The sequence below is a fragment of the Glacieibacterium arshaanense genome, from assembly GCF_004681125.1.
In the GTDB taxonomy this organism is placed as follows: domain Bacteria; phylum Pseudomonadota; class Alphaproteobacteria; order Sphingomonadales; family Sphingomonadaceae; genus Polymorphobacter_A; species Polymorphobacter_A arshaanense.
Genome location: NZ_SIHO01000001.1, coordinates 927217 through 941882, shown reverse-complemented (window position 1 = coordinate 941882; position 14666 = coordinate 927217). Strand labels below are relative to the sequence as shown.

At 63.6% G+C, this 14666-nt stretch carries 10 protein-coding genes; 2 read left to right on the top strand and 8 right to left on the bottom strand.

Annotated elements, in window-relative coordinates; all coding sequences use genetic code 11:
* Window positions 1-8 precede the first annotated feature (8 nt).
* The 8 genes from dnaE to tpiA all read right to left on the bottom strand — a co-directional run bounded on the left by dnaE (window position 9) and on the right by tpiA (window position 11011).
* Window positions 9-3491 carry a DNA polymerase III subunit alpha gene (dnaE, locus tag EUV02_RS04320; protein WP_135244959.1) on the bottom strand — a complete coding sequence of 1161 codons (3483 nt, stop codon included), beginning with the start codon at window positions 3489-3491 and terminating at the stop codon, window positions 9-11.
* Between the two features lie 80 nt (window positions 3492-3571).
* Window positions 3572-4243 carry an ABC transporter ATP-binding protein gene (locus EUV02_RS04315; RefSeq protein WP_135244958.1) on the bottom strand — a complete coding sequence of 224 codons (672 nt, stop codon included), beginning with the start codon at window positions 4241-4243 and terminating at the stop codon, window positions 3572-3574.
* Complete coding sequence (locus tag EUV02_RS04310) at window positions 4236-5483, bottom strand: lipoprotein-releasing ABC transporter permease subunit (protein WP_243445755.1); 1248 nt, start codon at window positions 5481-5483, stop codon at window positions 4236-4238. The genes EUV02_RS04315 and EUV02_RS04310 overlap by 8 nt, the downstream gene beginning before the upstream one ends.
* Complete coding sequence (gene proS / locus EUV02_RS04305; protein ID WP_135244957.1) at window positions 5480-6796, bottom strand: proline--tRNA ligase; 1317 nt, start codon at window positions 6794-6796, stop codon at window positions 5480-5482. Before proS ends, EUV02_RS04310 begins: the two co-directional genes overlap by 4 nt.
* A gap of 383 nt (window positions 6797-7179) precedes the next feature.
* Window positions 7180-8010 (bottom strand): transporter family protein, encoded by an 831-nt coding sequence (locus tag EUV02_RS04300; protein WP_166430494.1) that lies wholly within the window; start codon window positions 8008-8010, stop codon window positions 7180-7182.
* A gap of 2 nt (window positions 8011-8012) precedes the next feature.
* A complete protein-coding gene (locus EUV02_RS04295) occupies window positions 8013-9647 on the bottom strand; it encodes a CTP synthase (RefSeq protein WP_135244955.1) in 1635 nt (544 codons plus the stop codon).
* Between the two features lie 111 nt (window positions 9648-9758).
* Complete coding sequence (gene secG / locus EUV02_RS04290) at window positions 9759-10163, bottom strand: preprotein translocase subunit SecG (protein ID WP_207790104.1); 405 nt, start codon at window positions 10161-10163, stop codon at window positions 9759-9761.
* 113 nt (window positions 10164-10276) lie between these two features.
* Window positions 10277-11011: a triose-phosphate isomerase gene (gene tpiA, locus EUV02_RS04285; RefSeq protein ID WP_135244954.1), complete on the bottom strand. Its 735-nt coding sequence runs from the start codon at window positions 11009-11011 to the stop codon at window positions 10277-10279.
* A gap of 158 nt (window positions 11012-11169) precedes the next feature.
* Between tpiA and EUV02_RS04280 the strand changes: the two genes are divergently transcribed.
* Complete coding sequence (locus EUV02_RS04280; protein WP_166430493.1) at window positions 11170-13116, top strand: peptidylprolyl isomerase; 1947 nt, start codon at window positions 11170-11172, stop codon at window positions 13114-13116.
* Window positions 13113-14615 carry an anthranilate synthase component I gene (gene trpE / locus EUV02_RS04275; protein WP_135244952.1) on the top strand — a complete coding sequence of 501 codons (1503 nt, stop codon included), beginning with the start codon at window positions 13113-13115 and terminating at the stop codon, window positions 14613-14615. Before EUV02_RS04280 ends, trpE begins: the two co-directional genes overlap by 4 nt.
* The last annotated feature ends 51 nt before the right edge of the window (window positions 14616-14666 follow it).

Here is a 14666-nt window from a genome sequence, read left to right as displayed (position 1 = left end):
GCGACGCGCTAGGCCGAAACAGCGCGTAGTTCGACTGAATTGACTCCCGCGACGCGCTCAACGCTGCCGCGCAGCTCGCCGTCAATGCTGTACTCGCGACCCAGGCTGACCGCCGCGATGCGCCCGTCGGCGAGCTTCATGCGCAAGATGACTTCGCCGCGTCCACCCAGTGAAGGCAGCAGTAGTGCCGCAAGGTCCTCGATCGCTGCAGCGCATGCTGTGCGCGCGCCATCAACATCGACAATCAGCCGGGACCGCGTCCGCTTCGCCAACTGCTCGAGCGGCTGGACGCTGCGGATCGACACGCGCGGCGTATCCTCGCCCGGCCGCCACTGCAGGTCGCCACCGATGAGTACGGCATCGCCCGCGGCCAACGCTAGGTCGACGCCTGCCTGCGCGCTTTCGTCAAAGCAGCTTGCAGTGTACACACCGCTGCTGTCTGACAGCGTCACTAGCTGGTAGCGTCCACCCTTCCCCGACTGCGGCGTGCGCCATTGCACCGCTTCGATCAGCCCGGCGAGCACGCCCGGCAAGCGGCCGCCACCCGGAGGACCTTCGCTCGCGGCGTGGGCGGCATAGGTTTTAGCGCCATTAGCTTCGGTTATGTGGCGCCAGCTGTCGACTGGGTGGCCCGAGAAATAGAAGCCAAAGGCGTCCTTTTCGGCGGCCATGCGCTCGGCGAGCGTCCAGTTCTTGCCTGGCGGTACCAGCATCGCGGTGCTGCGGTCGGCAAGCGCGTTTTCGCCGTCACCGAACAACGCAACCTGGGCGCTGGCGCGTGCGGCCGCGGCGGCCTGCGCGGTGTTGAGTAGCGCTTCGGCGAGCACGAAAACACCGGCGCGGTTGGTATCGAGGCTGTCGAACGCGCCCGCACCGATCAGGCTTTCGAGCTGGCGCTTGTTGAGCAATTTCGGGTCGATGCGCCGTGCGAAATCGGCGAGCGAAGTGAACGGACCTTTCGCAGTGCGCTCGGCGACAATCGACTCCATGGCTTTCTCGCCGACACCCTTGAGTGCGGCCAGCGCAAAGCGCACCGCGGGCTTGCCGTCATGGATTTCGACCGCGAAATCGGCGCTGCTGGCGTTGATGCACGGCGGCAGGCATTTGACGCCGCTGCGCGTCATGTCGTCGACGAACTGTGCCAGCTTGTCGGTATTTGAAATGTCGTACGCCATAGAAGCAGCGAAGAATTCGGTCGGGTGGTGCGCCTTAAGGAACGCCGTCTGATAGGCAATCAGCGCATAGGCGGCGGCGTGGCTCTTGTTGAAGCCGTAGCCGGCGAATTTGTTGACGAGATCGAAGATACCGCTCGCCTGCTTGGCGTCGACATCATTGGCCTTGGCGCCCTCCAGAAAGCGCGCCTTTTGCGCGTCCATTTCGGCCTGGATCTTCTTGCCCATGGCGCGCCGCAGCAGATCGGCTTCGCCGAGGCTGTAGCCCGCGAGGATCTGCGCGATGCGCATCACCTGTTCCTGATAAATGATGACACCGTAGGTTTCCTTGAGCAACTCCTCGAGCGACGGGTGCAGATAGTCGGGTGCTTCCTCGCCGTTCTTACGGCGCGCAAACTGCGGGATATTGTCCATCGGGCCGGGACGATACAGCGCGACAAGCGCGACGATGTCGCCGAATCGATCGGGGCGCACTTGTGCCAGCGTGCGTCGCATGCCTTCGGATTCGAGCTGGAACACCCCGACAGTGTCACCGCGTGCCATCAGCTGGTAACTGGGTTCGTCATCCCACGGCAAGGTCGTCAAATCGAGCTCGATACCACGCCGCTTGAGCAACTTGACCGCGCGGTCGAGAACCGACAGCGTCTTGAGCCCGAGAAAGTCGAACTTCACCAGCCCGGCCTTTTCGACGAACTTCATGTCAAACTGCGTCACCCCCATGTCCGAACGCGGGTCGCGGTACATTGGTACGAGCTGCGACAGTGGCCGGTCGCCGATCACCACGCCCGCCGCATGCGTTGAGCTATGCCGCGGCAAGCCTTCGAGCTGCAGCGCAATTTCAAGCAGATGCGCGACCTTGGGGTCACGCTCGCGCTCCGCGACCATTTCGCTGATGCCGTTGAGCGCGCGTTCGAGCGTCCACGGATCGGCGGGGAGGTTCGGCACCAGCTTCGCCAGACGGTCGACCTGCCCGTATGGCATCTGCAACACGCGGCCAACGTCCTTAAGCACGGCTCGCGCCTTCAAGCGTCCGAAGGTGATGATCTGGGCGACCTGCGCACTGCCATATCGCTGCTGGACATAGCGGATGACCTCATCGCGGCGAGTTTCGCAGAAATCGATATCGAAGTCGGGCATCGACACGCGTTCGGGGTTGAGAAAGCGCTCGAACAGCAGGCCTTGCTCAATCGGATCGAGGTCAGTGATGGTCAGTGACCAGGCAACCAGCGAACCGGCACCCGAGCCGCGGCCCGGCCCGACCGGAATATCGGCGGCCTTGGCCCATTTTATGAAGTCGGCAACGATGAGGAAGTAGCCGGCAAAGCCCATCGTGTTGATAACGCCGATTTCGAACGCCAGCCGTTCGTCATAGACTTTACGCGCATCGCCGGTGACGCCCAGTCGAGCCAAACGGTCTTCGAGACCGGCGGCAGCGTCCGCCGCGAGCGCCCGCCCCTCGGCCTCCGGGTCACCGGCGAGGCTCGGCAGGATCGGCGCGCGGCTCGGCGCCTTGACCGCGCAGCGCTGCGCCACAACGAGCGTGTTGGCGCAGGCTTCGGGCAGGTCGGCAAAGCGCACCGCCATTTCGGATGGCGATTTGAGCCAATGATGCGGATTCGAGCGGTTGCGTTCCTGCGTATCAACATAGGCGCCCTCAGCGATGCACAACAGCACGTCATGCGCGGCATGGCCTTTGCTTTCCGCAAAGCGCACCGGATTGGTGGCCACCAGCGGCAAGTCGCGCGCATGTGCCAGCGCAATAAGCCCAGCCTCGGACTTGCGTTCAATCGGGTCATCGGTGCGGCTGACTTCGACATAGAGCCGGTCGCCGAACAGCGACTGCAGCGTGTCGGCATAGGCGTTTGCGTCCTGGCCTTCGGCGAGCAGCCTCGCCAGCGCCCCTTCTGGGCCGGCGGTCAAAGCGATCAGGCCGTCGGTGTGGCCTTCGAAGTCGGCCAGCCGCAATGCGGGCGCGCCTTCAGCCTCAAGATGCGCCTTGCTGACGAGTTCGATGAGGTTGGCATAGCCCGCTTCGTCCTGCGCGAGCACCACCAGCCAGTCATCGACGCGCTTGGCGAGCGGCCCGCGCGGACCGGGGCGCTCGACGGCGATGGTGACGCCGATAATCGGTTGGACCCCGGCACCGAACGCGTAGTCGGAAAACTCCATCGCGCCGAACAGGTTATTGCGATCGACCAGCGCCATCGCCGGCATCCGCGCCTTGGCGACGCGCTTGACGAGCTCTGCCGGCTGTACCGCGCCTTCGAGCATCGAATAGGACGACTGGACGCGAAGATGGACGAAAGGTGCAAAGGCCATTCGCAAATGATGCGCGCGTTACCCGATTCGGGCCAGCGGCAGGCGCAAATTTTGATGGGGATAAGTTGAGGTGAAGGGCCTTAAGCCAGTCGGCCCTCGTGCAACGTCACTACCCGGTCCATCTGCTGCGCCAGCGCGATATTGTGCGTGGCGACCAGCGCCGACGAGCCGCGGCCGCGCACCAGCCGCAGGAATTCGGCGAGCACCCTGGCGGCAGTGGCTTCGTCGAGGTTGCCGGTGGGTTCGTCGGCGAGCACCAGAACCGGCTGGTTCGCGAGAGCACGAGCCACGGCGACGCGCTGCTGTTCACCGCCCGAAAGCTGCGATGGCCGATGTGTCAGGCGTTCGGACAGGCCGAGATCGCCGAGCAGGGCGGCAGCACGCGCGCGCGCCTCAGCGGTCGGCACGCCCTTGATAAGCTGCGGCAGCACGACGTTCTCCTGGGCGTCGAAGTCGGGGAGCAGATGGTGGAATTGATAGACGAAGCCGAGTTTGTCGCGGCGCACTCCGGTACGCCCTACCGAGTCGAGCTTTTCGACGCGGACGCCGTCGATGCTGATGCTGCCGCCGAAGCCGCCTTCGAGCAGGCCAACGGCTTGCAGCATCGTCGACTTGCCCGACCCCGACGGCCCGAGCAGCGCGACGATTTCACCAGCGCCGACGGTCAGGTCGACGCCGCGTAGTACCTCGATCGTGACGCCGCCCTGCTGAAACGACCGCGTCAGATTTTCAACGACCAGCACATTACTCATAGCGCAGCACCTGGACCGGATCGGTGTTCGCCGCTTTCCACGCCGGATAGAGCGTCGCGAGGAACGACAGCAGCAGCGCCAGCGCGACGATGCCAATGACTTCAACCGGATCGGTCTTCGACGGCAGGTCGGTCAAATAGCGCACCGACGGGTCCCACAGATTGGCGCCGGTCAGCGCCGACACGCCCGACACGATCTGCGCGCGGAACGCCAAAATCGTGAAGCCGAGCACCAGACCCAGCCCGATACCGAGCGCGCCAATCAGCGTGCCGACGGTGACGAAAATCCGCATCAGACTCGACCGGCTAGCACCCATAGTGCGCAGGATGGCGATGTCGCGGCTTTTGGCACGCACAAGCATGATCAACGAACTCAGTATGTTGAACACCGCGACGAGGATGATGATCGACAGCACCCAGAACATTACCGTGCGCTCGACCACCAGCGCCTGGAACAGCGCGGCGTTCATCGAGCGCCAGTCAGTGGTGACGCCCGACCCGCCGACCACGGTGCGCACCGGTTCCATGATCGCCTCAATCTTGTCGGGGTCTTTGGTCACTAGTTCAATGATGCCGACCGACCCATCCATACGCAGCAGCGTTTGGGCATTTTCCATCGGCATCAGCACGAACGCCTTGTCATAGTCGTAGATGCCGACTTCGAAGATCGCGACAATCTTGTACGAGACGATGCGCGGCACCGACCCGAACGGCGTCACCTGCCCGTCGGGCGAAATCAGCGCGATGCTGTCGCCCAGCGTAGCGCCCAATGCCTCGGCCAGCCGCGCACCGATGGCAACGTTATTGGTGCCCGGCTGCAAGTCCTTGAGCGTGCCCATCTTGACATTGTTGGCAATGACCGGCGTGTTGTGGATATCGGCCAGCGTCATGCCGCGCAGCAGCACGCCTTCGACGCGGCTGCGGTAACTCGCCATCAGCGGCTGTTCGATCAACGGCGTCGCCGAAACGATGCCCGGCGACTGGCGCACCTTCGCCATTAGCGGCTGCCATTCGGGGATGCGACCCCCATAGCCCTGGATGACGGCATGGCCGTTAAGGCCGAGGATCTTGTCGAACAACTCGGCGCGAAAGCCGTTCATCACGCTCATTACCGCGATCAGCGCTGCAACACCCAGCGCGACCGCGACCAGCGAGATTGAGGCGACGAGGAAGATGAACCCCTCACCGCGCCCGGGCAGCAAATAGCGCCCGGCGATCATGCGCTCGTAGCGGGTAATCATGCGGTCAATTGCGCCACCGCTGCATCGACCGACAGTTCCTCGCGCGTGCCGGCACCGCGGCGCTTGAGTTCGACGGTGCCCGCCGCCACGCCCTTGGGGCCGACAACGAGCTGCCACGGCACCCCGATCAGGTCGGCGGTGGCGAACTTAGCGCCGCCGCGTTCATCGCGGTCATCGTAGAGCACTTCGACGCCAGCAGCTTCCAAGCGCGCATAGAGTGCGTCGGCGGCGGCGGCACACGCCGCGTCATCGGCACGCAGGTTGAGCAGCGCCACCTTGAACGGTGCGACGGCGTCGGGCCAGATGATGCCATCCTTGTCGTGGCTCGCCTCGATGATCGCACCCATCAGCCGCGAAACGCCGATGCCGTAGCTGCCCATTTCTGGGGTGATCGTCGTACCGTCGGGGCCTTGCACGGTGACGCCCATTGCCTTGGTGTATTTGTCGCCGAAGTAGAACACCTGCCCAACTTCGATGCCGCGCGACTGCTTGAGCGCGCTGCCGGCTTCGGCCTCGAGTGCGAGGTCGCGCTTTTCGTCGGTCGCAGCGTAATCCGCATTGAGCGCGTCGATGAAGGCTTCAAGTGCCGCGGGGTCATCGGCATCCACACCACTGGTATCGCGGCCTTTTTCCCAATTTTCATGGTAGAAGACTTCGCTCTCGCCGGTCGGCGCGAGCACGATGAATTCATGGCTGAGGTCGCCGCCGATCGGTCCGGTATCGGCGCGCATCGGGATGGCATGCAGGCCCATCCGCGCGAACGTCCGCAGATACGCCATGAACATGCGGTTGTAGCTGTGGCGCGCGCCGGCGAAATCGATGTCGAAGCTGTACGCGTCCTTCATCAGGAACTCGCGGCCACGCATGACGCCGAAGCGCGGGCGGACTTCGTCGCGGAACTTCCACTGAATCTGGTACAGCATGCGCGGCAGGTCGCGGTAGCTGCGTGCGCCGTTCTCGAATATCTGCGTGAACAGTTCCTCGGCGGTCGGCGAAAACAGCATCTCGCGGTTGTGGCGGTCCTTGATGCGTAGCATTTCGGGGCCATAGGCGTCATAGCGCCCCGACGATCGCCACAGGTCGGCGGACTGTATTGTCGGCATCAGCAGTTCAATGGCGCCAGCACGGTCCTGCTCCTCGCGGACGATTTGTTCTATCTTGCGCAGCACGCGGTGCCCCATCGGGAGCCAGGCGTAGATGCCCGCCGCGGTCTGACGAATCAGCCCGGCGCGCAGCATCAGCTGGTGGCTGACGATCTGCGCGTCACCCGGCGTTTCCTTGAGGACGGGTAGGAAGTAGCGGCTTAGACGCATAGATAAACCTTATGGATTCGAGTTCACACCCGCGACCGGCAGGCGCGGCTGTGTAGCATGCGTGCCTGCACGCGCAAGGCAGCCGCCTTCCAAGCAACTGTGGCAAGGACACAACAGTCGCACGACAAGCGTCATCCCCGCAGCCGGTTGCGGCGATTTGCCGATGACATTTCAAGTGGTTCACCCTAGCGTCTCAACATTGCCCGAGGCTGAATGGCCAGGGTTCAGGGAAGAGATAGCGACCAAAAAGATCGCAGCGAAGTCATCGTTGACGTGCACTCGACCGGGGGGTTGGTTCGGCACGGATCAACGCAGAGGTAGGTCTCGTCACCACGAGCGCCCGGGTTAAACCCCGGGCGTTTTCGTTTGGCCCGGACAAGACGCTAAAACCGCCGCGACAGACCACAGTAGATTTCAACATCGGCAGTTGCCGCGTTGAGCCCGAAATCGGCGCCAATATCAAAGCTGAGATTCTCATTCTTCGGCGGCTGCCAGCTCACAGAGAAATTGGCTGTGGCGTAGCGGATGGCACCAGTGGGTTCATCGTCCTTGGCAACATAGATTTCTGCGCCAAGGTTGAAGTCGGCAATCGCGCGGCTTAGCGACACGGCCATGCTACCGCCAAGATGCTGGCCGCCGTCGAGGGTGTTGGGCAAAAGTGCAAGTTCCGGCGTGAAGCCCAGCGTCCAGTCATCACCAAATGCCTGCGACACCGGCAAGGCAAGTGTCCAGGCGATATTCTCGCCATTAGTCGGTATTTCTATCGCCAGCTCGGCGGCGATCGACAGCCCCTCCCCATCGGGATTGCGCAGTGATTGCTTGAAGCCAAATCCGATGCTGCCAGTGGCGCTATCGCTTTGCGGACTGGCGCCCGACTTTTCGGTGTAGATGTTCAGCGGCGTCCAGCTCGCAAAAGTCTCGAGCGTTTCGGTAAGCCCGACGCGCAACAGCACATCGCCGATGGCATAGTTTTGAGTCCGGACGCCGCCGATATTGGCAAAGGTAGCAGTGACAGCGGTGAATTCGAACATCACATGCCCCGCGTCGACAATGCATGGCGGCAGGCCAAAGCCAGGGTTGTCGGCGCATAGCGGGCGCAACTCGTCTTCGGGCACAGGATCGAATAGGGAATGGTGCTCGTCGTCGAGCGCCCGGGCCGGCGCGGCCGACAGTGCCAGCACCAGCGCCAATCCTGCCAGCCAACCCCCGCGCACGGTCAGACCAGGCGGCTCTGCTTGAGCGCGGCAGCGATGAAACTGGCGAATAGCGGATGCGGATCGAATGGCTTCGATTTCAACTCGGGATGAAACTGCACGCCAACAAACCAGGGATGGTCTGGGCGCTCGACGATTTCGGGCAGCACGCCGTCGGGTGACATACCGGTGAACATCAACCCCTTGGCTTCGAGCGCCGGGCGATAGTGGTTGTTGACTTCGTAGCGGTGGCGGTGGCGTTCGCTGATCTCACTGGTGCCGTAAATTGCCGCGGCATGGCTGTTGCCGGCCAGCACCGCCGGATAGGCACCGAGCCGCATCGTGCCGCCCTTGTCGTCATCCTCGCTGCGCGTTTCGGTGACGCCGCCGCTAGTCCATTCGGTAATCAGGCCAACCACGGGCTCGTCGGTCGGACCGAATTCGGTGCTCGATGCACCCTCAATGCCCGCGAGGTTGCGCGCCGCTTCAACACAGGCAAGCTGCATCCCGAAGCAGATGCCGAAGAATGGCACATTCCGTTCGCGGGCAAAGCGCACGCTGGCGATCTTGCCTTCCGAACCGCGTTCGCCAAAGCCACCGGGTACCAGAATGGCGTGCATAGGTTCGAGCTTGGCCGCGACCTCGTCTTCGGAACCGGCAAACAACTCGGCGTCAATCCACTGGATGTTGACCTTTACGCGATTGGCTATGCCGCCATGGACCAGGGCTTCGTTCAACGACTTGTAGGCATCGGGCAGCCCGACATATTTGCCAACGACGCCGACGGTGACCTCGCCCTCGAAATTTGCCAGCCGGTCCTCGATTTCTTCCCAGCGCGTGATGTTGGGCAACCCCTTGGGCGAGGTGCCGAACGCATCGAGGACGGCATCATCAAGTCCCTGTGCGTGATATTGCAGCGGCACCTTGTAGATACTGGTCGCATCAAGCGCGGCGATGACGGCGCTGCTCGGCACATTACAGAACAGTGCGATCTTGGCACGCTCGCCTTCGGGCAGCGGGTGTTCGCAGCGGCACACCAGCACGTCGGGCTGAACGCCGAGCGCCGCGAGTTCGCGCACCGAATGCTGCGTCGGCTTGGTCTTGAGCTCGCCGGCGGCCGCGATGTACGGCACCAAGGTCACATGGATCGATACGCTGTTGCCGCGCCCGAGGTCGTTGCGGAGTTGGCGGATGGCTTCGATGAACGGCAGGCTTTCGATGTCGCCGACGGTGCCGCCGATTTCACAGAGTACGAAATCGACATCGTCGGTGTTGGCCAGCGCGAACGCCTTGATCGCATCGGTGACGTGCGGAATGACCTGCACCGTCGCCCCCAGGAAGTCGCCACGGCGTTCCTTGGTGATGATGTCAGAATAGACGCGGCCCGATGTGATATTGTCCGACTGGCGCCCAGCGACACCAGTGAAGCGTTCGTAGTGCCCAAGATCGAGGTCGGTTTCGGCACCGTCATCGGTGACGTAGACCTCGCCGTGCTGGTACGGGGACATCGTGCCCGGATCGACGTTGAGATATGGATCGAACTTGCGGATGCGGACGCGGTAGCCGCGCGCCTGCAACAGCGCTGCGAGACTGGCGGCCATCAGGCCCTTGCCGAGCGAGGAAACCACGCCGCCGGTGATAAAAATGAACCGCGTCATGGGAGACCTTCATAGACCGAATTGCGGGAACTCCGCCAGCCCAAGCTGGCGGATTACCGTAATTTCGCTGTGGATAACGAGATTTGGATGCGACGCCGCGGCGCCACCCGGTTACTTCGCGACGGGAACCTGATCGATCGGCGTGGTCGCACCAGGTGCTGCCGGAGCATCGGCGGTCGGTGCCGGTGCTGTCGTCGGCGCTACCTGCGGAACGATGCTGATACCTCCAGGGCCACTGGCGGGGGCCGTCACCGGCTTGGCGAGACTTGTGTCGATTTCCTTGCCACGATGCATGCCGGCGGCGAGCACGGCGAGCAAGATCGACGTCACGATGAACAAGGTGCCCAGAATCGCCGTCGCCCGTGTCAGCAAGTCGGCCGCGCCACGCGCGCTCATCAAGCCGCCGCCACTGCCGCCGATACCAAGTGCGCCGCCTTCCGACCGCTGCAGCAGTATGACCGCCACCAATGCAATGGCAATCAGCGCGTGAACAACAAGGATGAAGGTCGTCAACATCGACGGGCGGCTTTCGATAAAAGGAAGGGTGGCTGGCGGGTCCGTTGGCGGCGATGTAGCGATTGGCACGCGATTCCGCAACCGCGCCGCCGGACGTCCCGCAGTTCGGCTGTCTAGACCGCTGCTGCGATCGCCAGAAACGATGCCGCAGTCAGACTGGCGCCGCCGACGAGCGCCCCGTCAACGTTGGGCAGGCCGAGCAGGTTTGCGGCATTTTCGGGCTTCACCGAGCCGCCGTAGAGAATCGGTGTCGCCGCGCCTGGTGCGCCGAAGCGCTTTTCAAGGTGCGCACGGATTGCTGCATGGACTTCGGCAACCTGCGGTTCGGTCGGCGTGCGACCGGTGCCAATCGCCCAGACAGGTTCGTACGCCACGACCAGCCGGTCTGCGGCGTCGGGCAGCGAGCCTGCCAGCTGCGTTTCAATGACCGTGAGTGTTTGCCCGTTATCGCGCTGCGCCTCGGTTTCACCAATACAGACAATCGCCTCCAGGCCCGCCGTGACAGCCGCCGTCGCCTTGGCCTTGACCTGCGCATCAGTTTCGAAATTGTCGGCGCGGCGCTCGCTATGGCCGACGATGACCAGTGTCGCGCCCGAATCGATCAGCATCGCTGTGGAGATGCAGCCGGTGTGAGCGCCCTTGTCGGCCGCATGAACATCCTGCGCGCCGATCGCCAGCGCCGAGCCCTGCGCTGCGCGGGCGGCGCGCTCAATCAGCGTGAACGGCGGGCAAATCGCCAGCTTGGCATTTCCGGCGGGGGCAGCGGCAATCGCGGTAATTTCGGCAAGCATCGGTGCCGTACCGAACATTTTCCAGTTACCCACGATCATCTTGCGCGCTGCGGCCATGTCTGCCTCCAGTCATTGAACTGGCGCCGCGGTAGCAGAGCTGCGCAGTCACGAAAAGTGCCGCGATTTACAGGCCGCGATCCAAATGCTTGCCCGTGCGCGCCCCCCTCCCTATGATCCCCGCAGATTTCCGACCTCCTGTTTGCAAGCGAACCCCCATGCTCCTTTTTTTCCGCAAGTGGCTGACCTCTTGGCCGGTGCTTGTCCTTTTGTCGTTGGTGTTGATTGCGTTCGTGGTGACCGGCGTGAAGGATCCCTTTGGAGGGCCTGCGGGCGTTGCCGGCGGCGATGTCGCCAAGGTCGGCAAGTCCGGCATCAGCGAAGCGGCGTTGCTGTCGCAGTTCGACCGCACCATCAAGAGCGCGCGCGCTCAGAACCCGACCCTGACCGCACAGGCCGCCGCGCAGGAAGGCGGGGTCGGCCAGGTATTGGAGCAGATGATCGGCTCGACCGCGCTTGAACAATATGCCGCCCAGCTCGGCATTTCGATCAGCGACCGTGCGGTGGACGGCCAGATTGCCGATATCGAGGCATTCCGCGTCAACGGCAAGTTCGACCAGGCGACGTTCAAGCGCATCCTCGCCGAACAGCGCATCAGCGAGCGCGAATTGCGCACCGACCTGCACGGCGGGCTGATCCGCCGCCAGCTGCTGGTGCCCGTCGCTGCTGCCGCGCAAGTCCCGCGCGGGATGGCTGAGCCCTATGCGGCGCTGCTGCTCGAGCGTCGCGAAGGCCAGATTGCCATGCTGCCAGTCAGTGTGGTGCCGGCGCCGGCTGCACCGACTGATGCGCAAATCAAGGCGTTCTACGAGGCCAACAAGACCCGCTACACGCTACCCGAGCGCCGTAGCTTCCGTTACGCGATGATCGACCGCGAGGCGATTGCCGCTGGTGTTTCGGTCAGCGATTCGGACATCAACAAATATTACGAGGCCAACCGCGAGAAGTTCGGCGGCGTCGAAACCCGCCGTCTGGCGCAGGTCGTCGTTGATGACGAAGCCAAGGCAAAGGCGATAGTCGCCGCGGTACGTGCAGGTGCGCCGTTTGCGCGCGTTGCGGCCGACAAGGGCGGATTCAGCGCTACCGACATCGCGCTCGGCGTCCAAAGCAAGGCAAAATTCGCCAATGCGACCAACGCCGCTGTTGCCAATGCGGCGTTCGGCATTCCGGTCGGGGCAGTGACCGATCCGGTCAAGTCGGACTTCGGCTGGCACGTCGTGGCGGTCGAGGCGATCACCCCGGTCAACCCCAATGGTGTGGCTGCGGCCAAGGATGAAATCACCGCCACACTGCGCCGCGAGAAGATCGAAACTGCGCTCGCCGATACAGTCGCACAGATCGAAGACGGCTTTAGCAGCGGTGCCAGCTTTGCCGAGCTTGCCAAGAAGTTCAACCTGACGGTTGTAGCAGTGCCACCGATGACCGCAGATGGCCGCACGATGGACAACACTAGTTTCATTTTCGCGCCCGGCGCCGAAGCGCTGCTCCCCAAGGCGTTCAACGCCGATCCGGCCGATGCCGGTAGTGTCGTCGAACTTGGCGAAGGTGCTGGCAAGGGCCAGTACGCGGTGCTCGAACTCGGCACAATCGTCCCACCGACTCCGGCGGCGCTCGACAAGATTCGCCCCGCCGTTGTCGCCGCCTGGGAAGCCGAAACGCGGATGAAGACGCTCAAGACAAAGGTCGATGCGGTGCTCGCTGCGGTTGCCAAAGGCAGCACGCTCGGTGCCGCACTTGCCGCGAACAACCTGCCCGCGCCGCAGCCGATTGCCGGTCGCCGCATCGATGTCGCGCAGCAGGCGCAGGTACCGCCACCGGTGCAGATGTTCCTTGGCCTGCCCAAGGGTGTCGCCAAGTCGCTGGCGGCCCCTAACGGTGCCGGCTATTTTGTCATGAAGGTCGACAGCATCACGCCTGGTGACCTCGCGACCGTGCCGCAGCTCCTCGATGCGACGCGCGCGCAGTTCGCCCAGTTGGCGCCCGAAGAGCTCAGCGGGGCGTTCGCGCGCGCCGCCGAACGTGAAGTCGGCGTCAAGCGCAACCCGGCTGCACTCGCTGCGGTGACCAAGCGTGTGCTCGGCGAGGGCAACACACCAGCGCAATGAGCGATTTTGAAAGCTTCGCGCTAGGCTATGCCCAGCGCCGGCCCCAGCTCGTCTGGAACCGGATCATCGCCGACACCGAAACGCCGGTGTCGGCGATGCTCAAGCTCGGGCGTGGCGGCTCGGGCGCATTTCTACTTGAATCGGTCGAAGGTGGCGCGGTGCGCGGCCGCTATTCGCTGCTTGGGCTAGAGCCCGATCTGGTCTGGCGCGCGACCGGCAATTCGGCAGAAATCAACACGCAATGGGCGACCGACACCACCGCGTTTGTGGCGTGCGCTGGTGATACGCTGACCGAACTTCGCGCACTGGTCGCGAGTTGCCGAATGGACGTGCCGCCCGAACTGCCGCGCGCGCTCGCCTGCCTCGTGGGCTACATGGGCTATGAAACTGCGCGGCTGGCCGAAAAACTGCCCGAGCCAAAGGCCGACCCGCTCGGCGTCCCCGATTTCCTGTTCGTGCGGCCGACGCTGCTGCTGGTCTTTGACCGGCTGCGGGACGAACTGTTTATCGTTGCCCCGGTGTTTCCAGATGCACGCAGCGCGGAAGTTGCGCATGCAGCTGCGCTTGACCGGATCGAGAATGCCGCCGCGCGGCTGGCGCAAACGGTGCCGGCAGCACGACAGACGCCAGCAGATCTACCCGATGGTGCAGCACACCACGTCCTGCCGCGGGGCCGCTACGCCGAAATGGTGGCACGCGCCCGTGACTACATCTTCGCCGGCGACATTTTCCAGGTCGTGCTTGCACAGCGCTTCACCGTTGATTTCCCGCTGCCGCCTTTCGATCTCTATCGTGCGCTGCGCCGTATCAACCCCTCGCCGTTCCTATATTTCCTCGACTTGCCAGGGTTCGCGCTGATCGGCTCTTCACCCGAAATTCTGGTGCGCGTGCGCGACGAGGAAGTCACCATCCGGCCGATCGCCGGTACGCGCCCACGCGGTCGCGACGCCGTCGAGGACGCCGAAAATCGCGACAGTCTGCTGGCGGACCCCAAGGAACTTGCCGAGCATCTGATGCTGCTTGATCTTGGCCGCAACGACGTCGGCCGCGTCAGTGCGCCGGGCTCGGTGGTGGTCACCGACCAGTACGGCGTCGAATTCTACAGCCACGTGATGCACATCGTCTCGAACGTCCGCGGTCATCTCAGCCCCGACAAGGACGCCATCGACGCCTTGCTCGCGGGCTTCCCCGCCGGAACCGTCAGCGGCGCGCCCAAGGTCCGCGCGATGGAAATCATTCACGAGCTCGAAAGCGAAAAGCGCGGACCCTACGCCGGCGGCGTCGGCTATTTCTCGCCTGACGGCAGCATGGACAGCTGCATCGTCTTGCGCACTGCGGTGGTCAAGGACGGCGTCATGCATGTCCAGGCCGGTGCCGGCATTGTCGCTGACAGCGTCGCCGAATACGAACAGCGCGAGTGCGAGGCCAAGGCCGGCGCATTGATGGCTGCGGCACGCGAGGCAATCCGTATTGCCGGAGAGGTCGGGTTCGGACAGTAGTGCCGCTTCGACGGCGGCGTCGGAAACGCTCGAAATGCGTGACGCGCCGGG